At 69.5% G+C, this 23,340-nt stretch carries 24 protein-coding genes; 19 read left to right on the top strand and 5 right to left on the bottom strand.

What is annotated here, in order from left to right; genetic code table 11:
• Positions 1–13: 13 nt before the first annotated feature.
• The 12 genes from ACFXMV_RS07265 to ACFXMV_RS07210 all read left to right on the top strand — a co-directional run bounded on the left by ACFXMV_RS07265 (position 14) and on the right by ACFXMV_RS07210 (position 12,041).
• Complete coding sequence (locus ACFXMV_RS07265) at positions 14–1,018, top strand: ABC transporter substrate-binding protein (RefSeq protein WP_378501934.1); 1,005 nt, start codon at positions 14–16, stop codon at positions 1,016–1,018.
• A gap of 71 nt (positions 1,019–1,089) precedes the next feature.
• A complete protein-coding gene (locus ACFXMV_RS07260; RefSeq protein ID WP_378502865.1) occupies positions 1,090–2,070 on the top strand; it encodes a FecCD family ABC transporter permease in 981 nt (326 codons plus the stop codon).
• Positions 2,067–2,870, top strand: coding sequence for an ABC transporter ATP-binding protein (locus ACFXMV_RS07255; protein WP_378502807.1), 804 nt, complete (start codon positions 2,067–2,069; stop codon positions 2,868–2,870). The genes ACFXMV_RS07260 and ACFXMV_RS07255 overlap by 4 nt, the downstream gene beginning before the upstream one ends.
• Positions 2,867–3,658, top strand: a complete 792-nt coding sequence (locus ACFXMV_RS07250; RefSeq protein WP_378500091.1) for a hypothetical protein — start codon at positions 2,867–2,869, stop codon at positions 3,656–3,658. Before ACFXMV_RS07255 ends, ACFXMV_RS07250 begins: the two co-directional genes overlap by 4 nt.
• Before the next feature lie 91 nt (positions 3,659–3,749).
• A complete protein-coding gene (thrS, locus tag ACFXMV_RS07245; RefSeq protein ID WP_378500092.1) occupies positions 3,750–5,801 on the top strand; it encodes a threonine--tRNA ligase in 2,052 nt (683 codons plus the stop codon).
• Positions 5,798–6,337 carry an HIT family protein gene (locus ACFXMV_RS07240; RefSeq protein ID WP_378500093.1) on the top strand — a complete coding sequence of 180 codons (540 nt, stop codon included), beginning with the start codon at positions 5,798–5,800 and terminating at the stop codon, positions 6,335–6,337. The genes thrS and ACFXMV_RS07240 overlap by 4 nt, the downstream gene beginning before the upstream one ends.
• Before the next feature lie 58 nt (positions 6,338–6,395).
• Positions 6,396–7,073, top strand: a complete 678-nt coding sequence (gene pgsA / locus ACFXMV_RS07235) for a phosphatidylinositol phosphate synthase (protein ID WP_378500094.1) — start codon at positions 6,396–6,398, stop codon at positions 7,071–7,073.
• Positions 7,070–7,975 carry a phosphatidylinositol mannoside acyltransferase gene (locus ACFXMV_RS07230; RefSeq protein ID WP_378500095.1) on the top strand — a complete coding sequence of 302 codons (906 nt, stop codon included), beginning with the start codon at positions 7,070–7,072 and terminating at the stop codon, positions 7,973–7,975. The genes pgsA and ACFXMV_RS07230 overlap by 4 nt, the downstream gene beginning before the upstream one ends.
• Positions 7,972–9,102, top strand: a complete 1,131-nt coding sequence (locus ACFXMV_RS07225; RefSeq protein ID WP_378500096.1) for a glycosyltransferase family 4 protein — start codon at positions 7,972–7,974, stop codon at positions 9,100–9,102. Before ACFXMV_RS07230 ends, ACFXMV_RS07225 begins: the two co-directional genes overlap by 4 nt.
• Positions 9,099–10,136 carry an NUDIX hydrolase gene (locus tag ACFXMV_RS07220; protein WP_378500097.1) on the top strand — a complete coding sequence of 346 codons (1,038 nt, stop codon included), beginning with the start codon at positions 9,099–9,101 and terminating at the stop codon, positions 10,134–10,136. The genes ACFXMV_RS07225 and ACFXMV_RS07220 overlap by 4 nt, the downstream gene beginning before the upstream one ends.
• Positions 10,137–10,214: 78 nt before the next feature.
• A complete protein-coding gene (pdxS, locus tag ACFXMV_RS07215) occupies positions 10,215–11,117 on the top strand; it encodes a pyridoxal 5'-phosphate synthase lyase subunit PdxS (protein WP_378500098.1) in 903 nt (300 codons plus the stop codon).
• A 105-nt stretch (positions 11,118–11,222) separates the two neighbouring features.
• Positions 11,223–12,041 (top strand): acyl-CoA thioesterase, encoded by an 819-nt coding sequence (locus ACFXMV_RS07210; protein WP_378499844.1) that lies wholly within the window; start codon positions 11,223–11,225, stop codon positions 12,039–12,041.
• An 80-nt stretch (positions 12,042–12,121) separates the two neighbouring features.
• Here the strand turns inward: ACFXMV_RS07210 and ACFXMV_RS07205 are convergent, their stop codons facing one another.
• On the bottom strand, positions 12,122–13,507 hold the full coding sequence (locus ACFXMV_RS07205) for a DUF1214 domain-containing protein (protein ID WP_378499845.1): 1,386 nt from the start codon (positions 13,505–13,507) through the stop codon (positions 12,122–12,124).
• Positions 13,508–13,626: 119 nt separating this feature from the next.
• The gene (locus ACFXMV_RS07200) at positions 13,627–15,339 is read right to left on the bottom strand and encodes an APC family permease (RefSeq protein ID WP_378499851.1); all 1,713 of its coding nucleotides are present in this window, start codon (positions 15,337–15,339) and stop codon (positions 13,627–13,629) included.
• Between the two features lie 229 nt (positions 15,340–15,568).
• Here ACFXMV_RS07200 and ACFXMV_RS07195 point away from each other — a divergent pair, with 229 nt between their 5' ends.
• Positions 15,569–16,828, top strand: a complete 1,260-nt coding sequence (locus ACFXMV_RS07195; protein WP_378502806.1) for a hypothetical protein — start codon at positions 15,569–15,571, stop codon at positions 16,826–16,828.
• 9 nt (positions 16,829–16,837) lie between these two features.
• On the opposite strand, the gene ACFXMV_RS07190 is transcribed toward ACFXMV_RS07195, so the two are convergent.
• The 3 genes from ACFXMV_RS07190 to ACFXMV_RS07180 are packed head-to-tail and all read right to left on the bottom strand — an operon-like array spanning position 16,838 to position 18,832.
• A complete protein-coding gene (locus ACFXMV_RS07190; protein WP_378499847.1) occupies positions 16,838–17,080 on the bottom strand; it encodes a helix-turn-helix transcriptional regulator in 243 nt (80 codons plus the stop codon).
• Complete coding sequence (locus ACFXMV_RS07185) at positions 17,070–17,906, bottom strand: ABC transporter permease (RefSeq protein ID WP_378499848.1); 837 nt, start codon at positions 17,904–17,906, stop codon at positions 17,070–17,072. The genes ACFXMV_RS07190 and ACFXMV_RS07185 overlap by 11 nt, the downstream gene beginning before the upstream one ends.
• Entirely contained in the window at positions 17,903–18,832 is a 930-nt protein-coding gene (locus tag ACFXMV_RS07180) for an ABC transporter ATP-binding protein (protein WP_378502805.1), read from the bottom strand. Before ACFXMV_RS07180 ends, ACFXMV_RS07185 begins: the two co-directional genes overlap by 4 nt.
• A 115-nt stretch (positions 18,833–18,947) precedes the next feature.
• Between ACFXMV_RS07180 and ACFXMV_RS07175 the strand changes: the two genes are divergently transcribed.
• From ACFXMV_RS07175 to ruvB, 6 genes are all read left to right on the top strand, one after another.
• Positions 18,948–19,400 (top strand): YbaY family lipoprotein, encoded by a 453-nt coding sequence (locus ACFXMV_RS07175; RefSeq protein WP_378499850.1) that lies wholly within the window; start codon positions 18,948–18,950, stop codon positions 19,398–19,400.
• A 32-nt stretch (positions 19,401–19,432) separates the two neighbouring features.
• The gene (pdxT, locus tag ACFXMV_RS07170; RefSeq protein ID WP_378502864.1) at positions 19,433–20,047 is read left to right on the top strand and encodes a pyridoxal 5'-phosphate synthase glutaminase subunit PdxT; all 615 of its coding nucleotides are present in this window, start codon (positions 19,433–19,435) and stop codon (positions 20,045–20,047) included.
• An 80-nt stretch (positions 20,048–20,127) separates the two neighbouring features.
• Entirely contained in the window at positions 20,128–20,880 is a 753-nt protein-coding gene (locus ACFXMV_RS07165) for a YebC/PmpR family DNA-binding transcriptional regulator (RefSeq protein ID WP_378502804.1), read from the top strand.
• A 136-nt stretch (positions 20,881–21,016) separates the two neighbouring features.
• Positions 21,017–21,601 (top strand): crossover junction endodeoxyribonuclease RuvC, encoded by a 585-nt coding sequence (gene ruvC / locus ACFXMV_RS07160; protein WP_378502046.1) that lies wholly within the window; start codon positions 21,017–21,019, stop codon positions 21,599–21,601.
• A complete protein-coding gene (gene ruvA, locus ACFXMV_RS07155; RefSeq protein ID WP_378502045.1) occupies positions 21,598–22,206 on the top strand; it encodes a Holliday junction branch migration protein RuvA in 609 nt (202 codons plus the stop codon). The genes ruvC and ruvA overlap by 4 nt, the downstream gene beginning before the upstream one ends.
• A complete protein-coding gene (gene ruvB / locus ACFXMV_RS07150; RefSeq protein ID WP_378502044.1) occupies positions 22,203–23,288 on the top strand; it encodes a Holliday junction branch migration DNA helicase RuvB in 1,086 nt (361 codons plus the stop codon). The genes ruvA and ruvB overlap by 4 nt, the downstream gene beginning before the upstream one ends.
• Positions 23,289–23,340: the final 52 nt, after the last annotated feature.

Genomic DNA, 23,340 nt, shown 5'->3' with positions numbered 1-23,340 from the left:
CCAGAGGTCTGCCTTGAATCCCACCTGTAAGCGACGCGGAATCGCTTCGGTCGCACTCGTTCTCACCCTCGCGCTCACCGGCTGCTCAAAGGGTGACGCCGGCGCCGAGCGTGCGGAGGCCTCGGCCTTCGCGCAACCCGTGCACATCACCAACTGTGAGCGCCCCGCCACGTTCGACGCACCGCCGCAACGGATCGTCTCCATGAACGACCACGTCACCGAGACGCTCATCCTGATGGGCGTCGGTGACCGGATCGTCGGAATGGGGTACGGCGAGTCGAACCCGTTGCCGGAGACCGCGGAACAGTTCCGGAAGATCCCGAGCCTTGCCAGGGAGTACCCCTCGGCCGAACAGATTCGCGATCTCGAACCCGATCTCGTCGTCGGCGGGATGCGCAGCGCCTTCGACCCCAAGGAGGGGCGCGACAGGGACGAGCTGGAGAAGGAGGGCATCGCGACGTTCCTGTTCTCCGAGTATTGCGGTAACGGCTTCCCGTCGATCGGCTTGCTGGAGAACGACTTCGCTCAGCTCGGTGAGCTGCTCGGCGCTCAAACGGAGGCCGCGGCGCTCACCGGTCGCGTCACCGAGCCCCTCGAACGGGTCCGGTCGGCCCTCGCCGCAGCTGGCGCCCAGCCGGTACCCACGTTCTTCTACGACGGCGGCGAGGCGGAACCGCTGTCGATCGGCGGGGTGGGGATCGGCAATCTCATCGCCGAGTACGCCGGTGCCAGAAACATCACGTCCGAGGGTCGCAAGCCCTACACGACGACGACGTGGGAGACGGTCGGTGAGCGCGCACCGGAGGCCATTGTCGTGCTCGACTACGGCAACGCTCCCGTGGCGCAGAAGCTGGCGTACCTGCGCAGCCAGCCCATCGCGTCGGCGACGCCCGCGGTCCGCAACGACCGGATCATCGTGGTGCCGCTCGACGACTTCTTCGAGAGCCCGCGGATGGTCACCTCGGTCGAGACGATCGCCAGGGCGTTGCACCCTGATGTGTTCGGCGGCAAGGGATGACGACCGCGGTCCGCGTCGAACCCCGGCTGACGCTGCCGTTGCTCCTGGCCGGGCTCGTCGCGGCCCTGCTGATGTCGATCGCCCTCGCCGTCTCGTTCGGTTCGGTCCGGATACCGGTCGGCGACGTGTGGGCGATCGTCGGGCACCGGCTCAGCGGCGGGGTCTTCGTGTCCTGGTGGTCCGAGGCGCGTGAGCGGATCGTGATCGACTCCCGGCTGCCGCGGGCGCTCACCGCGGCGGTCGTCGGGGCCGCCCTCGCGGTCGGCGGCGCGCTCGCCCAGGCGGTCACGCGCAATCCGCTCGCGGACCCCTATCTGCTCGGCGTGTCCGCCGGTGCAGGCTTCGGGGTGGTGCTGGTCACCGTGCTCGGGATCGGTGCGGGCCTGGCGGGCGTGTTCACGACCCCGCTGGCGGCGTTTCTCGGTGCGATGGTGCCGCTGTTCGCCGCGCTGGTGATCGGCGGTCGCTACCAGAACGTCACCGGGGTCATCCTCGTCGGTGTCGCGCTCGCGCAGGTCTTCTCCGCGCTGACCATGTTCGTGCTCCTCGTCATCGCCGACGAGCACCAGCTGTCCGCGGTGCTCCGCTGGCTCGCAGGCGGTTTCGGTGACGCCCGCTGGTCGAGCCTGATCTATCCCGCGGTCACCCTCGCCGTGGTCGGCACCGTGGCGGGGTTCTCCGCCCGACGGCTGAACCTGCTGCACGCGGGCGACGACGGCGCGACGGCGCTCGGCATGAACGTTCGGCGATTCCGGGTCCTCACCCTGCTCGGGGTCTCGGTGCTGGCGGGCGCCGCGGTGGCCGTCTCGGGGGGAATCGGTTTCGTCGGTCTGCTGGTCCCGCACGTGGCGGGGTTCCTGGTCGGTGTCAGTGCGGTCCGGCTGCTGCCGGTCGCGGCCCTGCTGGGGGCGGTGACGCTGGTGCTGGCCGATCTCGCCGCCAGGGCGGTCAGTTCCGGGACGGAGCTGCCGGTCGGGGTGGTGACGGCGCTCGTGGGTGCCCCCATCTTCATCGCCATGTTGTACCGGCAGTACAGGGGGACCCAATCGTGAACGCGCCGTTGCAGATCCAGCAGGTCCGAGCCGAGCTCGGCAGGCGCGAGGTGCTCTCCGGAGTCGACCTCGAGGCCAGGGCGGGCGAGGTCCTCGCCCTGGTCGGCCCCAACGGCAGCGGCAAGACCACCGTGCTGCGCTGCTGCTACCGGGCGTTGTCCCCGAGCGCGGGCCGGATCACGTTGGCAGGGGCGGAACTCTCCTCGCTCTCCCGACGCGCGGTGGCGCGGCAACTCGCGGCCAGCGCCCAGGAGCCGCCCCCGTCCGGTGGGCTCACCGTCCGCGAATCGGTCCAGCTCGGCAGGGCGGCGCACCTGGGTTGGCTGCAGAGCGCGGGCGGCACGGATCGAGCCGTCGTGGACCGGGTGCTCGCGCAGGTCGGACTCGAGGGCCTGGCAGGTCGCGACGTCAAGGAGTTGTCCGGCGGCGAACGGCAGCGGATGTCGATCGCGCGGGCACTGGCGCAGGAACCCCGGGTGTTGCTGCTCGACGAGCCGACCAACCATCTCGACCTCAAGCATCAGCTCACCGTGATGAACCTGCTGGTGAGCCTGGCGGCGGACGGGATCGCGGTGGTGGTGACGCTGCACGACCTCCGACTCGCCGTCGAGTACTGCGACCGTATCGCCGTCGTGTCGGGCGGCGTGATCGTCGGGACCGGCGCGCCTGCCGATGTGCTCACCGGCTCGCTGTTGGCCGACGTCTTCGGGATCATGGGTGAGGTGGGAGCGGACCCGCGCACCGGCAGACCCGCGCTGTCGGTGCACGGCTTGTCGTCGGACGAAATGGTGGTCGTGTGAGGGATCCGGAGCCAGAGCCAGGCGACGCGTACGCCCGGGCGATCGCCGCCGTCCCCTCACTCCGGGAGGCGGTCACCCCCGCGGCGGGCGCCACCGAGTTCCCCGGCGCGCTCCTCACGGACCGGGACTGGCTCGCCGCCAGGACCGCCGACGCGGCGCGCCGCTGGAACTGCGACGACCGCCGGGTCGCCGCGACGCTGTGGTGGTACTCGGCGAGCTCAACCCTGCTGTCGATCCCGGCCACGATGCTGCTGACGACGGGGCTCGCGCCCGACCCGGCGCCCGGCCGCCTCACCTGCACGCTCCGCCCGGACGGCTACCTGGGAACCGTCCGCTCCGATCGGCTCGTGCGCGGGCCCGAGGCGCTGGCCGCGCGGCTACGCGCCGCGATCGGCCCGACCGTCGCGGCGCTCGCCGACCTCGGCGGGGCTGGCACGCGTTCGCTGTGGGCGATCGCCGCCGACTCGCTGGGGAACCGCGCCCTCGACGCGGGCACCGCGCTCGGTGCTCCGGTGCTCGGCAGCGCGCTCGCCGTCGACCTCGCCGAACTGATCGGACACCCGATGCCGCCGCCGCGTTTCGTCGACGTGGGCCGCGGGGGACCGGTCGCCGCTGATCCGCGCTCCGCCCCTGCGCCTGGCTCGCGCCGGGTGGTCCGCAGGTTGTCCTGCTGCCTGATCTACGAAACGGAGCCCGATCCGGTCGCCGCCGAGCGCGCCAAGTGCACCAGCTGCCCGCGTCAGCAGCCGTCGGTCCGCGCGGCGCGGCTCGGCGCGCTGCTCGGGTGAGCGGCCCATCCGATCCGCCTGCCGATAGCATGAGGGCTCACCGAGCTCGACGTCTTCGCGTCGGCGCAGAACATCTGAGGAGCACATCGTCGTGACCACGCCCGCATCCGCAGTCCCAGCCGCCCACGTCCGGGTGCCCGCGGGGACTACCGCAGGGACGGCGGTTCGGGAGGCGGGGCTCTCCGGCAAGGGTTCGGACGCCATCGTCGTCGTTCGCGACGCCGAGGGCCAGCTCAGGGACCTGTCCTGGATCCCCGAGCAGGACGTGGAGGTCGAGGCGGTCGCCGCCGACACCGAGGACGGCCGCAGCGTGATCCGGCACTCCTGCGCGCACGTGCTCGCCCAGGCCGTGCAGTCGGAGTTCCCGAACGCCAAGCTCGGCATCGGCCCGCCGATCAAGGACGGCTTCTACTACGACTTCCGGGTCGACGCGCCGTTCACCCCCGAGGACCTGACCCGCCTCGAGAAGAAGATGAAGCAGATCATCAAGGGCTCGCAACGCTTTTCGCGCCGTGTCGTCGACTCCATCGAGGACGCCCGCCTCGAACTGGCGAAGGAGCCTTTCAAGCTCGAGCTCATCGACGACAAGTCGGGCATCGACGACCCCGAGGTGATGGAGGTCGGCGGCAACGAGCTGACCATCTACGACAACCTCGACCCGCGCACCGGCGAGAAGGTGTGGAGCGACCTGTGCCGCGGCCCGCACATCCCCACCACCAAGCACATTCCCGCGTTCAAGCTCACCCGCAGCTCCGCGGCCTACTGGCGCGGCGACCAGAACCGTGAGGACCTGCAGCGCGTCTACGGCACCGCCTGGGAGTCGCCGGAGGCGCTCGACAAGCACATGGAGCTGATCGCCGAGGCCGAGCGCCGCGACCACCGCAAGGTCGGCGCCGAACTGGACCTGTTCAGCTTCCCCGACGAGCTCGGCTCCGGACTGCCGGTCTTCCATCCCAAGGGCGGCATCATCCGTCAGGAGATGGAGAACTACTCGCGGCAGCGGCATGTCGAGGAGGGCTACGAGTTCGTCTACTCGCCGCACATCACCAAGGGCCACCTGTACGAGGTCTCCGGTCACCTGGACTGGTACCGAGACGGCATGTTCCCGGCGATGCACATCGACGAGGAACTGAACGAGGACGGCACGGTGCGCAAGCCCGGCCAGGAGTACTTCCTCAAGCCGATGAACTGCCCGATGCACAACCTGATCTTCCGCACCCGCGGGCGCTCGTACCGGGAGCTGCCGCTGCGCCTGTTCGAGTTCGGGTCCGTCTACCGCTACGAGAAGTCCGGCGTCGTGCACGGCCTGACCCGGGTGCGCGGCATGACGCAGGACGACGCGCACATCTACACCACCCGCGAGGACATGCGCGACGAGCTGACCCGCACGCTGAACTTCGTGCTCGGACTGCTCAAGGACTACGGCCTCGACGACTACCACCTCGAGCTGTCGACCAAGAACCCCGACAAGTACGTCGGCGACGACGCGACCTGGGAAGAGGCCACCAACACCCTCGCCGAGGTCGCCGAGGCCTCCGGACTGGTCCTGGTCCCGGATCCGGGCGGCGCCGCGTTCTACGGCCCGAAGATCTCGGTTCAGGTGCAGGACGCGCTCGGCCGGAGCTGGCAGATGTCGACCATTCAGCTCGACTTCAACCAGCCGGAGCGGTTCGAGCTCGAGTACACCGGATCCGACGGCGCCAAGCACCAGCCGGTGATGATCCACCGTGCCCTGTTCGGTTCCATCGAGCGGTTCTTCGGCGTGCTCACCGAGCACTATGCCGGCGCCTTCCCGGCCTGGCTGGCGCCGGTGCAGGTCGTCGGAATCCCCGTCGCCGAGGCGTTCGAGGGCCACCTGTTCGACGTCGTCGGCAAGCTCAAGGCCGCGGGCGTCCGCGCCGAGGTGGACGTCAGCGACGACCGGATGCAGAAGAAGATCCGCAACCACACCACGCAGAAGGTGCCGTTCATGTTGCTCGCGGGCGAGCGGGACGTGGAGGCGGGTGCGGTCAGCTTCCGGTTCCGCGACGGCACCCAGATCAACGGCATCCCGGTCGCGGACGCGGTCGAGGCGATCAGCGGCTGGATCGCGAGGCGCGAGAACGCCTCGCCCACATCCGAACTGCTCGGAGGCCTCGGATGAGCGACGATGGCTCGGTCGTCGACACGGGACCCGGCGATCCGGACCGGCTGCAACGGCTGTGGTCGCCGCACCGGATGTCGTACATCGCCGAGGCGCCGAAGGTCTCGACTCCCGGCGAGGGACCGTTCACCGACATCCCGAAGATGAGCGACGAGGAAGGACTGATCGTCGCCCGCGGCGAGCATGTCTACGCGGTGCTCAACCTGTACCCGTACAACCCCGGTCACATGATGGTGGTGCCGTACCGCCGGGTGGCCGCGCTCGAGGATCTCACCTCGGACGAGTCGGGCGAGCTGATGGCGTTCACGCAGCAGGCGATCCGTGTGATCAAGCGGGTCTCGCGTCCGGACGGGTTCAACGTCGGGCTGAATCTGGGTGCCGCGGCGGGTGGTTCGCTTGCCGAGCACCTGCATCAGCACATCGTTCCGCGCTGGGGCGGCGACGCGAACTTCATCACCGTCGTCGGCGGGGCGAAGGTGATGCCCCAGCTCCTGCGCGAAACCAGGGCGCTGCTGTCCGCAGCCTGGAACGCGTGAGCCGGACCGCCTGCGACATGGCAGGATCGTTGACCAGCACAGGAACGGGGGACGACAGGTGTTGAGCGTTCTCGGGCGCGCCGCGGTGTCGAAGGTGATCGCACCGGTCGGCAAGGCCTTGGTCGGTGCCGGCCTGTCGCCGGATGTCGTGACGGTGTTCGGCACGGCGGCCAGCGTGGCCGCCGCGGTCACCCTGTTCCCCTCGGGTCACCTGTTCTGGGGTGCGATCGTGATCGCCTCGTTCGTCCTGTTCGACCTGGTGGACGGCGCGATGGCGCGGGTACGCGGGGGCGGTACCCGGTACGGCGCGGTGCTCGACGCAACCTGTGACCGGATCGCGGACGGCGCGATCTTCGCCGGTCTGGCGTGGTGGGCGGTGTATCACGAGAACAGCCGGTCGTTGCTGGTCGCGACGCTGATCTGCCTGGTCACCTCGCAGGTCATCTCCTATGCCAAGGCGCGGGCCGAGGCGAGCGGGCTGTCCGCGGAGGGCGGTCTCATCGAACGCTCGGACCGCCTGGTGATCGTGCTCCTCGGCTCGGGCCTGACCGGCCTCGCCGGGCACTACGGCATCAACTGGCTCGAATGGGCCGTCTACGTGGCGATGTGGCTGCTCGCGGTGGCCAGCATCATCACCGTGTTCCAGCGGGTATTGCACGTGCGCAATGCCCCCGGTGCCCGGGAACCGCTGCAGGCGAAGGCCGCTGCCACGGAGGGTGGCGAGGCGCCATCGTGAGCTGGACCGAACGGGCGAGCGACCTCGGCTACGCGGCCGGGTGGCGGCTGGTCCGCGCGCTACCCGCCGGGGTGGCGGAGTCGCTGTTCAACCGGGGCGCGGACCTGGCGGCCAAGAGGGGTGGCGGTCCGGATCAGCTGCGCCGCAACCTGGCCCGCGTGCTCGGCGTGCCCCCGGCCGAGGTGCCTGACGAACTGATCAGGGACTCGTTGCGGTCCTATGCCCGCTACTGGCGTGAGGCATTCCGGCTGCCCGCGATGGATCAACGTGAGCTCGGCAGGCGACTCGACTCCCAGGTGTACGGCCAGGAACACCTCGAGAAGGCGATGGCCGACGGCCGCGGCGCGGTGCTGGCCCTGCCGCACAGCGGCAACTGGGACATGGCGGGCGTGTGGGGCGTGCAGCGCTGGGGCAGGCTGACCACGGTCGCCGAGCGACTCAAGCCGGAGTCGTTGTACTTGCGGTTCGTCGAGTACCGCGAGAGCCTCGGCTTCGAGATCTTCCCGCTCAGCGGAGGCGAGCGCCCGCCCTTCGAGCAGCTCGCGAACCGCCTCCGTGAGAACGGGCTTGTGTGCCTGCTGGGGGAGCGCGACCTCGCCAAACAAGGTGTGCCGGTGACGTTTTTCGGCGAACCCACTCGGATGCCCGCGGGCCCGGCGAAGCTCGCGATCGACACTGGCGCGGCGTTGCTGCCGGTGCACTGCTACTTCGACGGCGACGGTTGGGGCTTCCAGATCGATCCACCGGTGGACACGACCGGCGGGGTCGCCGCCGCCACCCAGGCCCTCGCCGACCGCTTCGCCGTCAACATCGCCGACCATCCGGCCGACTGGCACATGCTCCAACCGCTCTGGCTCGCCGACCTGTCCGAGGGCCGGCTGGCCCGGATGGAATCGCCGTGAGGATCGGGATGATCTGCCCGTATTCGTTCGACGTGCCGGGCGGGGTGCAGGCCCACGTCGTCGAGTTGGCGTCGGTGCTCATCGAGCGTGGACACAAGGTTAGCGTGCTGGCCCCCGCGTCGGAGGAGACGGAGCTGCCGGACTTCGTGGTGTCTGCAGGCCGTGCCATCGCGATCCCGTACAACGGCTCGGTGGCCCGGTTGAGCTTCGGGCCCGTCTCCTATGCGCGGGTTCGGCGGTGGATCGTCGACAACGACTTCGACGTGCTGCACATTCACGAGCCGAACGCGCCGAGCCTGTCGATGCTCGCGATGAAGATCGCCGAGGGTCCGATCGTCGCGACGTTCCACACCTCGACCACGAAGTCGTTGGTGCTGAGCACCTTTCAGGGTGTGCTCGCGCCCTACCTGGAGAAGATCAGCGGCCGCATCGCCGTCTCCGAGCTGGCGCGACGCTGGCAGATGGAGTCGCTCGGCTCGGACGCCGTCGAGATCCCCAACGGCGTCGACGTGCCCGCCTTCGCGAATGCGGCCCCGTTGGCCGGGTATCCGCGAGCGGGCGGCACCGTGCTGTTCCTCGGTCGCTACGACGAGCCGCGCAAGGGCATGGCGGTGCTGCTCGAGGCGCTCCCGGAACTCGTCGCGAAGCATCCAGAACTGGAGGTCCTGGTGGTCGGCCGCGGCGACGAGGACCGGCTGCGCAAGGATGCGGGCGAGTACGCGAAACACCTGCGCCTGCTGGGCCAGGTCACCGACGCGGAGAAGGCCTCGGCCCTGCGCAGTGTGGACGTCTACTGCGCGCCGAACCTCGGCGGCGAGAGCTTCGGGATCGTGCTCGTCGAGGCGATGGCCGCGGGGACGGCGGTGGTGGCCAGCGAGCTGGACGCCTTCCGGCGGGTGCTCCGCGACGGCACAGCCGGGATGCTGGTGCCGGTCGGCGACTCGGCCGCGCTGGCCACCGCGATCGACTCGGTGCTCAGCGACCAGGACCGGCGTCGCGCGCTGATCGGCACGGCCGCCGAGGTCGTGGCCGAGTACGACTGGCCGGTGGTCGCGGAACAGATCCTGCGCGTCTACGAGACGGTGACCGTCGGCGGCACCGGCGTCGGCGTCGAGGTCCGGTCGTGACCTTTTCTGCAACAACGATCCTCGTTCTCGCGCTGATCGCGGCGGTGATCATCACGGTCGGGGTGTGGGCCTACGGCACCGCCAACCGGCTCGACCGACTGCACGTGCGGTCCGACCTGTCCTGGCAGGCGCTCGACGCCTCGCTCGCACGCCGTTCGGTGGTGGCCCGCGCGGTCGCCGCGGCGCTCGCGCCCGACGGACGGGGCCAGGCGCCGGACGGAAAAGCGCTGGCGGTGTTGGCGATCAAGGCCGAGCGGGCCGACCGGGGACACCGGGAGACCGAAGAGAACGCGCTGTCCGTCGCCCTCGCCTCGGTGCCGGTGGACGCGCTGCCGCCGCAACTGGTCGCCGAGCTGGCCGACGCCGAGGCTCGGGTGCTGATCGCCAGGCGCTTCCACAACGACGCGGTCCGCGACACGTTGGCGCTGCGAACCCGTCGGCCGGTGCGCTGGCTGCACCTCGGCGGCACCGCGCCACTGCCCACCTACTTCGAGATCGCGGAGCGAACCGCGCCTGTGGTGGGCGCCGGGCTGAACGTCGACGAGACGCGGATCTCCTCCCGGGTGGTACTGCTCGACGAGAGCGGGCGGGTGCTGCTGCTGCGTGGACACGACCCGCAGGTGCCCGACGTGTACTTCTGGTTCACCATCGGCGGCGCGGTCGAGCGGGGGGAGACCCTGCGCGCGGCCGCGGTCCGGGAGATCGCCGAGGAGACCGGGCTGTCGGCGACCGAATCGGCGCTGCGCGGGCCGATGTGGCGCCGGGTCGCGGTGTTCCCGTACGACGGCGACCTGATCCGCTCGGAGGAGCTGTTCTTCGCGTTGCAGACCAGCGAGTTCACCCCGACCCGCAATGGCTTCACCGACCTCGAACGCCGCGCGATCACCGGCCATCGCTGGTGCAGCCCGGCGGACATCCGGGCGATCGCCGCCACCGGCGAGGTGGTGTACCCGGAGGAGCTGCCGGACCTGCTGGAAGAGGCGAAGGTCGTGGTCGCGAGGTTGGTCGAACCCGAGGTCCGCTCGATTCGCTGACCGGGCGACCGGGAGAAAGCCGCATCGTCATAGAATTGGGGGAGTTCCCCTGACAGGTCACTACCGATGGAGTATGCCGTGAGCACCCCCGATACCGCCCCGACCACCGGCACGGCCCGCGTCAAGCGCGGCATGGCCGAGATGCTCAAGGGCGGGGTCATCATGGACGTCGTCAACGCTGAGCAGGCGAAGATCGCCGAGGACGCAGGCGCGGTGGCGGTCATGGCCCTCGAGCGTGTGCCCGCGGACATCCGCGCGCAGGGCGGCGTTTCCCGGATGAGCGACCCCGACATGATCGACGGCATCATCGCCGCGGTGTCCATCCCCGTGATGGCGAAGGCCCGCATCGGCCACTTCGTCGAGGCGCAGATCCTGCAGTCCCTCGGCGTCGACTACATCGACGAGTCCGAGGTGCTCACCCCGGCCGACTACGCCAACCACATCGACAAGTGGAAGTTCACCGTGCCGTTCGTGTGCGGCGCCACCAACCTGGGTGAGGCGCTGCGTCGAATCACCGAGGGCGCGGCCATGATCCGCTCGAAGGGTGAGGCCGGCACGGGCGACGTCTCCAACGCCACCACCCACATGCGCACCATCCTCGGTGAGATCCGTCGTCTCGGTTCGCTGAGCGAGGACGAGCTCTACGTGGCGGCCAAGGAGCTGCAGGCGCCCTACGACCTGGTCGTCGAGGTCGCCAAGGAGGGCAAGCTCCCCGTCACCATGTTCACCGCGGGCGGCATCGCCACCCCGGCCGACGCCGCGATGATGATGCAGCTCGGCGCGGAGGGCGTGTTCGTCGGCTCGGGCATCTTCAAGTCCGGCAACCCGGCCGAGCGCGCGGCCGCGATCGTGAAGGCCACCACCTTCTTCGACGACCCGGACGTGCTCGCGAAGGTCTCCCGCGGACTCGGCGAGGCCATGGTCGGCATCAACGTCGACGACCTGCCGGTCGCGCACCGACTCGCCGAGCGCGGCTGGTGACCTCCGGCACCCCGAACTGCTGAATCTCTCGACGCGGCCCCGCATCCCGGATGCGGGGCCGCGTCGTTGCTAGCGTGAGCACCTGCCGAAAGGGGAGCACGCCATATGTCGTCCATCGAAGAGATCCTGGAACTCGAACGGCTGGAGAAGGACATCTTCCGCGGCATCGTCGCGGACACGATGCTCACGCGGACGTTCGGCGGGCAGGTGGCGGGCCAGGCCCTCGTCTCGGCGGTGCGGACGGTCGACGAGCGCTACAGCGTGCACTCGCTGCACGGGTACTTCCTGCGGCCGGGAAACCCGACCATCCCCACCGTCTTCCTCGTCGACCGGATCCGGGACGGGCGCTCGTTCTGCACCCGGCGGGTGACCGGGGTCCAGGACGGGCAGGCGATCTTCACCATGTCCGCCTCGTTCCACGTCGGGGACGTCGGCATCGAGCACGAGGACCAGATGCCGCCGGTCCCGAACCCGGAGGACCTGCCCGACACCTCGGAGTTGATGGGCGAGGAACTGTCGTGGGAGTTCCGGGAGTGGGCGGACTGGGATCTGCGGTTCGTCCCCGAGGACAAGGTGACTCGGCGCAAGGGCGTCCCGGCGCAGCAGCAGGTCTGGTTCCGCTACCGCGGCACCCTGCCGGAGGATCCCGTCTTCCACGTCTGCACGCTGGCCTACATGAGCGACATGACGTTGCTCGGCTCGGCGAAGGTGCCGCATCCCGACGAGGACATCCAGCAGGCCTCCCTCGACCACGCCCTGTGGTTCATGCGCCCGTTCCGGGCCGACGAGTGGCTGCTCTACGACCAGTCCTCGCCGTCAGCGGGCTTCGGCCGGGCCCTCACCCAGGGCCGGATCTTCGACCGGAGCGGGAACCTGGTCGCCGCGGTCGTCCAGGAGGGGCTTACCCGGCTGCAGCGGGACTGATCGTCCGACCTCGGCCGACGATCAGACCACGTGCGCGATCAGTTCGGCGCGACGAAGCAGTAGAACGGTCGGTTCGAGAGTCAGCCGAGGGCGGCGACATCGTCGAGTGTCCAGCCGCCGTCGAATGCGGCGACGGTAGGTCCGTAGATGCGGAAGTATGCGAACCAGCCCCGTCCGGGGATTGTCTGCACCCATGCGGCGGCGTCTGTCTCGGCGTGCTGCGGGCCGAATGCGATATCGACATGGTTGCCATCGAGTTTGCCGTCGAGTTCGAACAGGGATCGGACGGCGGCTGCTCCCTGGTCGGTGTCGATCTGCGAGCGGGTTTCGGCGTCGTAGACGGTCAGCGACCAGAACAAACCAGCGGGGACGGGTAGGGGCACACGGAGCCGGTAGCAGCGGCCGCCGTCGAGGTAGGCGCCAGTGGCGTCTCGGGCGACGAACCAATACAGCGATCCGGTCCCGGCTTGTCGTCGAAACATCACCGGGGACGAGGCGATCGCCTGATAGAACCATGTCTCGCGAGCGTCGACGTCGATGTGTCCGTCGACCTCGAAGTTCGCATTCTCGGGACGCAGCGTCACCCATTCCCATTGCCGGTCGGACCACACGACCCGGTCCGGGCGGCGGTCGGCGAGCGACTGCACCCGCAGCTGAGCGTCCGCTTCCCGGGAGGCGGTGGTGAGGATCCGGGTGAGTCGGTCATCCGGTGCGAACGGGGCGTCGCCGCGGATGCCGAGGACGGCGAGTTCGCCTATGTAGGCGCGGTCGTCGGGGTGGATGGGTTCGCTGGCGACGTAGTCGTGGACGAGTTTCCAGTAGTCGAATGTCCCCTGCACGGACATCGGGGTGGTGTCTTGCGGTTTGCCGGTCAGGTCCACCCAGGTCGGCTGCTCCCATGCGCTGTCGTCCCGTAGCGGGCTGACACGGACCGAGCGGAGCAGGTCGACGGCGGCGGTGACGTCGCCGTGCTGAGGGATCGCACGGAGACCGACGACGACACGGTCGCCGAGGGGGTGGTGCACGAACCCGTCGTCGGGCACAACGCCGTCGAATCCGGGACCGACGAAGATGTGCCGGCCGCCGTGGCCGGCGTCCGCCCCGGGAATACCGATATCTGCGATCCAGCTCTGATCGGCGTTCAACGACGCGCCCACGATCGGACCCGGTGGGACGGTGACGACCAGAGGTCCGGCAGCAAGATCCAACAGAACCGGGGCGTAGGGCGTGTCCGAGTTCAGGGTGAACCCGACCTGTCCGGGGCGGGTGTCCATCGTCCCGAACACGCGATTCGGCTCGATACCGACAGCTGTCGTGCCCGACAAGATGGCCATGCCGGAAACGGCGGGGAAGAAGTGCTTGTAGCAGGTGATGGCTCGGACCAGATCCGCCGCGTCATACGCAGCCGTGATCGTCTCGTCGGTGGGGAAACCGCCCGGGAACTCGTATGAGATGTCAGGTGTCATTGCGAGAGCCTCCAAGGTGAGTGAGTGCCGCGCGGTTACCAGCGAACCGCCACTCTCTCACGGCTTTCGGGACCTTGCCAGGTTCCCTCGCGGACAATCGCGGACGATGTCCAGGCGGGTCATCGGGTGACCTTGTTGCCTCGGCCGACCCTGAGCCGGACCCGACACACCAGGGCGTCGGTGTCGCGGCGTAGCGCGCGGTCCAGTTCGTCGCCGCGGTGGTTGGGCAGGATCCGCTGCCAGGCCGAACCCGGCTCCACCTCGCCGATCACGACGACCACGCGCTTGTCCGCGAGCTTGTCGCTGATGTAGCGGATCAGGGTCGGCGCGAGGCCGTCGTCGGCGCCGTCGAGCAGGACCAGGCGAACGCCAGGGTGCCACGCCTCCCACGCCTTGGTGAAGGCGCGCGGCGATTCGCCGGCCGGGCAGACCCGGACCGCGACAACGTCGGAGCCCATCGACAGTCCCGCGCAGATCGCCTCGCGGCTCAGTTCGGACACCTCGGCGACCGGGACGACCACGACCGTGCCTTGTGCGGACGGCGCGGCAGGCACCTCACCGAGGTGCAGTCGGTCGCCGATGGCCGCGTAGGCGGTGCGCACCCGCTCCATCAGGAACACGATCAGGGGAAGGGCCACCACGATCAGCCAGGCGCCCTCGGTGAACTTCATCGCGGTCGTGACGAGCGCGGCGATGGCCGTCAGCGTGGCGCCGAATCCGTTGAGGGCGGCGCGCCACCGCCAGCCGGGGGAGCGGGTCAGTGTCCAGTGCCGGACCAAACCGACCTGGGCGATGGTGAATCCGACGAAGACGCCGATCGCGAACAGCGGCACCAGGGCGTTCATGCTGCCGCGGGACCCGATCAGCAGCACGGCCGCGAACAGTCCGAGCGTGAGCACGCCGTACCGGTAGACCTCGCGGGCGGATCGCAACGCGAAGCGGTGCGGCAGGCAGTTGTCGTCGGCGAGCAGGCGCATCAGCGTCGGCAGTCCGCCGTAAGAGGTGTTCGCGGCCAGGGCGAGGAGGAGCACCGTCGCGAATTGCACCACGTAGTAACCGATCCCGTGCCCGAGCGAGGCCTCGGTGAGCTGGGAGAGCACGGTGGTGCCCTCGACGGGGTGCAGTGCGAACTTGCCGATGAGGACGGCGAGTCCGATCAGCATGACGCCCAGCAGGATTCCGAGGGCAACCTCGGCGCGCTGGGCGTTTTTGACACGGGGCTCGCGGAAGCTGGGCACCGCGTTGGCGATGGCCTCCACGCCGGTGAGGGCGGCGCAGCCGCTGGAGAACGCCTTGAGCAGCAACAGAACCCCGACCGTCTGCACGTTGGCGGCCACGGCGGTGCCCTCGGTGACGCTGAGCGGTTCCGACCGCAGCAGGCCGGCGATGATCACGGTGAAGATGCTGACCACGAAGATCGCGGTCGGGATCATGAAAGCCCTGGCGCTGTCCGCGATCCCGCGCAGATTGAGCGCCGTGATCCCGACCAGCACGGCCAGGCAGATCCACACCGTGTGGGGGAGCAGGGCCGGGAACGCGGAGGTGAGGGCGGCGACGCCCGCCGCGATGGAGACCGCCACGTTGAGGATGTAGTCGATCACCAGCGAGGCGGCCGCGACGAGTCCGGTGCGGTGGCCCAACCGGGCCCGCGCCACGGCGTACGCGCCGCCGCCGTTCGGGAACGCCGCGATCAGCTGGCGGTAGGACGCGACCAGGACCGCGAGCAGCGCCGCGATGGCCAGGGTGACGGGCAGGGTGAACCCCAGCCCGGCTCCGCCCGCGACGGCGAGCACGAGCACGATCGCCTCGGGCCCGTAGGACACCGACGCCATCGCGTCGAGGGACAGCCCGGCCAGGCCGGTGGAGACCGAGAGCTTGTGTCGATCGGTCTTGCGCTTGGGGCGTCCGGTGCGGGGTGCCCGTATGAGCAGTGCGTTGGTCACCGAGCGAGTGTGGTCCCGGATCGGATGGGTGCCCGCGGTCTTGATACTTCCCTGATGGGGACGACCGCTGTCTTGACGCGCCGTGGGTAACGTCGGCAACGATTGCGACGAAATGGACATGGCGAGGCGAGCTCGCGGACTGGGGGCATCTGTGGGCAGGCGTGGCGGGGGAGTCGGCGTCGACGTCGTGGTGATCGGGACGGTGATCGCGCTCGGGGTGGTGGTGGCCGGGCTGCTGAACGACGGCGGTGGGGAGTATTCGGCGCAGATTCCAGGCTGCGACGTGGTGAAACCGCCGGCTGAGTCCCGGCGGATCAACATCGGGTGGGCCGGTTATCCGAGCTACGACAACCCGCGGTATCAGTGGTTCTCAGGGCCGAAGGCGACCGCGATGACGGCGGCACTCGCGGACGCACTGCCCGGGGACGCCGAGGTCGAGTTCGCGCCGCTGTCGCAGTCGCTCCTCTTCCAGCCGATCCTGGACCTCAGCGACGCTGTCGTCGAGCCCGAGGGGGTCAACGCGGAAGACTTCGGCGGGTCGACCTCCGCGCAGGGAGTGCTCACGAGCGGCGAAGAGTCCGGTTCGCTGATGATCGACGTGCGCCAAGCCAGGTCGACGGTGCCCCCGCCCTGCGTTGCGGGTGAACTCGACCGCCGCTCGACGCTCCCTGACGGGACGGTCATCGACATCCGGGAACGGGCGAACGGACTGGCGCGCTCCGTCATGGCGTACCTGCCAGACGGCACCGGCATGTGGGTGCGCGCCAAGGCCGAGGAGTCGGGACCGTCGCCGCTGACGATCGAGGAACTCACCGCCATCGTGACCACGCCCGGCCTTCGGGTGACCACGCCGGTGCCGGCCGGGACCCCGTCGCCCCCGGAGCCCTGCTCCGCGAAAGAGGACGAGCCTGCCACCTACGAGTTCGACAGGGCGACGGTGGATCGGCTGAACAGGGTGCTCGATGACCAGTGGCAACGCCGACCGGATGGTCCGGCGACCCTCGACCGTCCACTCGGCTCGCTGTGGCTCTCCGATTTGGATGCCGGTCGCAGCGGTGTCTGTGAAGTGTTGACGGTGACCACACCGGAGGCCGAAAGCCGCTTGCGGGTGTCGATTACCGCCGAAGCGCCCCCTCGAATGGAGCAGCCGGAGGACCCCGACGGTCCGCGACGGTCCACCTCGACGCTTCCTGATGGGACGGTGGTCGAGCGGGTCGAGGCGTCACCCGCGGCGGTGACGGAGACGATCCGATCGGTCACGGTGACCAAGCCGTCGGGTGTGCAGATCCAGGTGAGTTCGTCGGCGCAGGCTCCGGCCGCCCCGTTGAGATTGGACGAGCTCGAATCCATCGCCACCGCACCAGGACTCGAGCTGTAGCCCTCCGCGTCACGCGGTTTCGGCGCCCGACCCCAGCCGGGGGAAGGGGTCGGTGGAGAACACGACCTCCACCGCCACCTCGAAGTACGCCGCGATCCGCAACGCCAGATGCAGGCTGGGGCTGTACTCGCCGCGTTCGAGGTAGCCCACGGTCTGATAGTGGACCCCCAGTGCCTCGGCCAGCTCCCGCCGCGAGATGCCGCGCTCGGCGCGCAGCATCGCGATGCGGTTGTAGATGACCTCAGAAGGCACGCTGCATCGCCTTGTCCCTCCGTGCCGCCATCGTGGCCCCGGACTCATGGCGGGCCATGCGCCGCAACACGATCGGCGCGATCAGCAGGCCGGCGACGGCCCACGTGCCGAGCGCCGCAGCTGTTTCGAGGTGCCGCCACGACTGGTCGATCTCGATGGTGACCGCCTCGGAGGGCAGCAGCGCCGAGCGCATGCCGAGGCCGAGCCAGTACATCGGGAACACCTGGGCGAGCGCCTGCAGCCAGCCCGGCAGCGCGGTGATCGGATAGAAGATGCCAGAGATGGCGATCAACCCCATCAGCGGCATCGTCAGCAGGAAGGCCGAGCGGGTGTCCAGCGCACTGCCCAGGATCGCGCCGACCGGCAGCACGGCCAGCAGACCGAGCGCCACCACCCACGCGAAGGTCACCCACGCGCCGAGTCCGCTCAGCGAGGAGCCACCGATGATCATCATGCCCACACCGAGCACGATAACGACCTGCGCGAGCACCGATCCCGCGGTGGACACGATCTTTCCGACGAAGTAGCCGGCCATGCCCTTCGGTATCGCCTTGGCCCGCAGCAGTGTGCCGTCCTCCCGGTCCAGCACCAGCACGTTGAGCAGCGCGTACATGCCGTTGAACGCGATGATGCTGCCGAGGAGGCCGGGGACCGCCAGCTCGGCGACCGACAGTCCGGAGTCGCCGTACATGCGGTTGCGCAGCAGGAACAGTACGCCGAGGCTGATGGCGGGCGTGAGGAACTGGCCGATCAGATCGGGGGCGTTGGTGTAGAGCTGCCGCAGCTCGATCAGGCCGCGGGTGATGCCGATCCGGATGGTATTCAACGGGTGACCTCCGCGAGAGTGTGGACGGCGGCGGTGTCCTCACCGGATTCCGCGCGCCGGACCAGGGTCATGTAGGTGTCCTCGAGCGAGGCGCGGCGCACCTCGAGATCGGCGATCGCCTCGCCGTGCTGCTTGAACAGCTCGTGCACGTACTTGGTTGACTCGGTGGTGGTGTGCACGAATCGCTGACCGTCGACGGTCCAGCTCACTTGAGCTTCGCCCGCGATCGAGCGGGACAGTTCGTCCGGTGATCCGTCGGCGATGATGCGGCCACCGGCCAGGATGAGGATCCGGTCGGCGAGCTTTTCCGCCTCGTCCAGATCGTGCGTGGTGAGCAGGACGGTGGTGTCCTCCAGGTCGGCCAGCCGGTGCACCAGATCGTGGAAGTCGCGGCGCGCCGCCGGATCGAAGCCTGCTGTCGGTTCGTCCATGAACAGCAGGTCGGGCTTGCCGACGATGCCGATCGCCACGTCCAGCCTGCGGCGCTGGCCGCCGGAGAGGGTGGAGATCTTGGCGCCCGCCTGTTCGGTCAGGCCGACCAGCTCGATGAGTTGATCGGTGTCCCAAGGGCGTTCGGTGCGGTGGGTCGAATACGGTGCGTAGAACGAGCCGAGATGCTGCAGCAGCTCACGCACTCGCCATTTGGCGTGGTCGCGCCAGGACTGCAGCACGACGCCGATGCGGGCGCGCCACTGTTCGTCGCCATGTTCGGGATCGGTCCCCAGCACATCGACACGACCGGCCGACCTCCCGCGAAACCCCTCGAGGATCTCGATCGTGGTGGTCTTGCCCGCCCCGTTGGGGCCCAGCATGACCAGCACCTCGCCGCGCCGTGCCTGGAACGTCACGTCGCGCAGAACGTCGGCGGTGTCATACCGCATCTGCAGTGAGTCGACGTCGAGAACAACCCCGTTGCTCGAAGTCATGAGTCCTCCCCTCTCAATCATCAATGTTCGATAATTTGTAGCATACCTACTACATTTCGACGTGGCAATGCTTCGCCAATGCTCTCGTGGACCTCCCCATCCGTATCCTCGACCCGTGCAGACGAGACGAATTCTGGAACTGGTCCTTGGTGGGGCGGCGCTGATCGCCGTCGTCGCCGCGGTGGTGGTCTCCCTCGGGTCGACGCCCGAGGCGGCGCAGGCCGAGAGCGTCGACGACACGCTCACCGTGCGCGGGAACGTCCTGTACCGCGAGCGCATCGCCTTCCCCGAGAACGCCGTCGTGACCGTGCGGCTCGAGGACGTCTCGCGGGCCGACGCGCCATCGACGGTGCTCGCCGAGCAGCGGATCGAGGACGCCACCGGCGTGCCGGTCCCGTTCGAGGTCGCTGCCTACCGCGGCGCCATCGACCCGCGGGCGCGGCTGGCCGTCCGCGCGCAGATCGAGGTCGACGGTGCGCTGCGCTGGACCACCGACACCGTCCACCCGATCCCGGTCGAGGGCGACGTCCCCGCGCAGGAGCTCCTGCTCGTGGCGGTCCCGCGGTGAGCGTCGACATCATCGAACGGACACGTGTCACCATGAAGCCCACCATCGGCGTGCTCGCTCTGCAGGGCGACGTGCGCGAACACCTTGCGGCGCTGGAGGCGTCGGGTGCCCGCGGCATCGGAGTGCGTCGCGTCGCCGAGCTCGACGCGGTGGACGGCCTCGTCATCCCTGGCGGCGAGTCCACCACCATGAGCCGGCTGCTCACGGTGTTCGAACTGCTCGAACCCCTTCGGGCCAGGTTGCGGGACGGGATGCCCGCGTACGGGTCGTGTGCGGGGATGATCCTGCTGGCGAGCGAGGTGCTCGACACCCGCCCGGACGCGCAATGCCTGGGCGGAATCGACATCACCGTGCGGCGCAACGCATTCGGCCGTCAGGTCGATTCCTTCGAGGAGGACCTCGACTTCACCGGCATCGAGGGTGCCCCGATGCGGGCGGTGTTCATCCGTGCGCCCTGGGTGGAGCGGGTCGGCCCCGGCGTCGAGGTGCTGGCCACGGTGCCCGAGGGTCCGGCGGCAGGCCGCGTGGTCGCGGTCCGCGAAGGCAACGTCCTCGCGACGTCGTTCCATCCCGAGGTGACCGGCGACAGGCGCGTCCATCAGCTGTTTGTCGACATGGTGCGCGAAGTCGCGTCCACGCGCGCGTAAACTGGCGCTACTGTGTGCTCCCCGCGCCGGCGTGCTCTGCTGTCGCGTGCGCATCTACGAACGGGAAGAGGGAACTACGCATGAGCGGCCACTCCAAATGGGCCACCACCAAGCACAAGAAGGCTGCGATCGACGCCAAGCGCGGCAAGTCCTTCGCGAAGCTGATCAAGAACATCGAGGTGGCGGCACGGACCGGTGGTGGTGACCCCACGGGTAACCCGACCCTGTACGACGCCATCCAGAAGGCGAAGAAGACCTCCGTCCCGAACGACAACATCGAGCGCGCCCGCAAGCGCGGCGCGGGCGAAGAGGCCGGCGGCGCGGACTGGCAGACCATCATGTACGAGGGCTACGGCCCCAACGGCGTGGCGCTGCTCGTCGAGTGCCTGACCGACAACCGCAACCGCGCGGCGGGCGAGGTTCGCACCGCCATGACGCGCAACGGCGGCAACCTCGCGGATCCGGGTTCGGTGTCGTACCTGTTCACCCGCAAGGGCGTGGTGGTGCTCGAGAAGAACGGCCGCACCGAGGACGAGATCCTCGAGGTGGTGCTCGAGGCGGGCGCCGAGGAGATCAACGACCTCGGGGACAGCTTCGAGATCGTGTCCGAGGCGGGCGATCTCATCGCCGTGCGGACCGCGCTCGTCGATGCGGGCATCGACTACGAGTCGGCCGACCCCGACCTGCGCGCCTCGGTGGAGGTGCCCGTGGACGTCGACGGCGCCCGCAAGGTGTTCAAGCTCGTCGACGCGCTCGAGGATTCGGACGACGTGCAGAACGTGTACACGAACGTCGACCTGTCCGACGAGGTCCTCGCGCAGCTCGAGGACTGAACTGAAGCACTGACATCGGGCCGGACCACCTGTGGTCCGGCCCGAAGTTCGTTGTCCACCGCGTGTTGGTCGGCCACCGCGGCGGCAAGCCACCTATACTCTCGAACAGCTGTTCGTAGTGGCGAGAGGTGATCGAGTGCGCGTGTTCGGGGTGGATCCCGGCCTGACCCGATGCGGGTTCGGGGTGGTGGACTCCGGCCGAGGCCGGACGGTGACGCCCATCGCCGTCGACGTCATCCGCACGCCGCCGGAGATGGACCTCGCCCAGCGGCTCCTGCGCATCTCGAACGCCGCGGAGGAGTGGCTGGACCTGCACAGCCCCACCGTGGTCGCCGTCGAACGGGTCTTCTCGCAGCACAACGTCCGCACCGCGATGGGCACCGCGCAGGCAGGCGGGGTCGTCGCGCTGGCCGCCGCCCGGCGCGGCATCGACGTCTGCTTCCACACGCCGAGCCAGGTCAAATCGGCGGTGACGGGGAACGGTGCGGCCGACAAGAAGCAGGTCACCGCGATGGTCACCAAGATCCTCGGGCTGACCGAGGCCCCGAAACCCGCCGACGCGGCCGACGCGCTCGCGCTGGCGATCTGTCATTGCTGGCGGGCCCCGATGCTGTCGAGGATGGCGCAGGCCGAACTCGCCGCCGCCGAGCAGAAGCGGCGCTACGAGGCCAAGCTCGCGGAACTGAACAAGATCCGGCTCAAGAAGGCAGGTACCCCATGATCGCCTCCATTCGCGGCGAGGTGCTCGAGATCGCGCTCGATCACGTGGTGCTCGAGGCGGCGGGGGTCGGCTACCGGCTCAACGCCACCCCGGCCACGCTCGGCACCCTGCAACGCGGGACCGACGTCCGGCTGGTCACGGCGATGATCGTCCGCGAGGACTCGATGACCCTGTACGGGTTCCACGACGCCGAATCGCGGGAGTTGTTCGGGCTGCTGCAGACCGTCTCCGGGGTCGGTCCGCGGCTGGCGATGGCGACGCTGGCGGTCCTCGAGCCGGAGGCGCTGCGCAAGGCGCTCGCCGAGGGCAACGTGACGGCGTTGACCCGGGTGCCCGGCATCGGCAAGCGCGGCGCCGAGCGGATGGTCGTCGAGCTCCGGGACAAGGTGGAGGCCGTCGCCGTCTCGTCCGATCCCGGTGCGGACGGCGCGCCCGCGGCGGTGCCGGGCCTGGTCCGCGAACAGATCGTGGAGGCACTGGTCGGTCTCGGCTTCCCGGCGAAGTCCGCCGAGCAGGCCACCGACACCGTGCTGGCCGCGGATCCGGAGGCGGGGACGTCGACGGCCCTGCGCTCGGCGCTGTCCCTGCTGGGTAAGACGCGGTGACCGAGGAGGTGGGGGATTCGGCCGGGGTGGAATCCTCCGTCACCGCGAACTTCGTCGCGGGCGACGGCGACATCGAGGCCAGCCTTCGGCCGACCAGCCTGACCGACTTCATCGGCCAGCCGCGAGTGCGTGAACAGCTCCAGCTCGTGCTCACCGGCGCCAAGCTGCGCGGCGGCACCCCGGACCACATCCTGATGTCAGGGCCTCCCGGCCTCGGCAAGACCAGCATGGCGATGATCATCGCCTCGGAACTGGGCACCTCCCTGCGGCTCACGTCCGGACCGGCACTCGAGCGGGCCGGCGACCTCGCGGCCATGCTGAGCAACCTCGTCGAGGGCGACGTGCTGTTCATCGACGAGATTCACCGGATCGCCCGGCCCGCGGAGGAGATGCTCTACCTCGCCATGGAGGACTTCCGCGTCGACGTCGTCGTCGGCAAGGGTCCGGGCGCGACGTCGATTCCGTTGGAGGTGGCGCCGTTCACCCTCGTCGGCGCCACCACCAGGTCCGGTGCGTTGACCGGGCCGCTGCGGGACCGGTTCGGCTTCACCGCCCACATGGACTTCTACGATCCGCCGGAGCTGCAGCGGATCCTGCTCCGGTCGGCGGGCATTCTCGGCGTCGACCTGGGGGAGGAGGCCAGCGCGGAGATCGCCGGCCGATCCCGTGGCACGCCGCGGATCGCGAACCGGCTGCTTCGCCGGGTGCGTGACTACGCCGACGTGCGGGCGGACGGCGTGATCACCCGCGACATCGCCAGGGCCGCGCTCGCGGTGTACGACGTCGACCAGCTCGGCCTTGACCGCCTCGACCGGTCGGTCCTCAGCGCGCTGGTACGCAGCTTCGGCGGCGGACCCGTCGGCGTGTCCACCCTCGCCGTCGCGGTCGGCGAGGAGCCGGGCACCGTCGAGGAGGTCTGCGAGCCGTTTCTCGTGCGTGCGGGCATGATCGCCCGGACCCCACGCGGCCGGGTCGCCACCGCCGCGGCGTGGGAGCAGCTCGGTCTGACTCCGCCGCCGGAGGCCGCGGCGGGCGGCATCGACGTGCGGGTCAACGAACCGCCACAAGGTCTGTTTGACTAGTGGCACACTGGAGTACTGCGCCGGTCTGTTCCGGATCGTGCGCGTCGACGAC

Origin of the sequence: Rhodococcus sp. NPDC059179 (genome assembly GCF_042754885.1) — a bacterium.
In the GTDB taxonomy this organism is placed as follows: domain Bacteria; phylum Actinomycetota; class Actinomycetes; order Mycobacteriales; family Mycobacteriaceae; genus Rhodococcus_G.
The sequence above is the reverse complement of the archived record's forward strand: the minus strand, read 5'-3'. Positions and strand labels throughout refer to the sequence as shown.

Coding starts and splice junctions, on each gene's coding strand:
- ACFXMV_RS07165 (WP_378502804.1), top strand. CDS start 20,128: ATGAGCGGCCACTCCAAATGGGCCACCACCAAGCACAAGAAGGCTGCG.
- ACFXMV_RS07205 (WP_378499845.1), bottom strand. CDS start 13,507: ATGACACCTGACATCTCATACGAGTTCCCGGGCGGTTTCCCCACCGAC.
- ACFXMV_RS07210 (WP_378499844.1), top strand. CDS start 11,223: ATGTCGTCCATCGAAGAGATCCTGGAACTCGAACGGCTGGAGAAGGAC.
- ACFXMV_RS07260 (WP_378502865.1), top strand. CDS start 1,090: ATGTCGATCGCCCTCGCCGTCTCGTTCGGTTCGGTCCGGATACCGGTC.
- ACFXMV_RS07195 (WP_378502806.1), top strand. CDS start 15,569: ATGGCGAGGCGAGCTCGCGGACTGGGGGCATCTGTGGGCAGGCGTGGC.
- ACFXMV_RS07200 (WP_378499851.1), bottom strand. CDS start 15,339: ATGGCGTCGGTGTCCTACGGGCCCGAGGCGATCGTGCTCGTGCTCGCC.
- pdxT (WP_378502864.1), top strand. CDS start 19,433: ATGAAGCCCACCATCGGCGTGCTCGCTCTGCAGGGCGACGTGCGCGAA.
- ACFXMV_RS07240 (WP_378500093.1), top strand. CDS start 5,798: ATGAGCGACGATGGCTCGGTCGTCGACACGGGACCCGGCGATCCGGAC.
- ruvA (WP_378502045.1), top strand. CDS start 21,598: ATGATCGCCTCCATTCGCGGCGAGGTGCTCGAGATCGCGCTCGATCAC.
- ACFXMV_RS07180 (WP_378502805.1), bottom strand. CDS start 18,832: ATGACTTCGAGCAACGGGGTTGTTCTCGACGTCGACTCACTGCAGATG.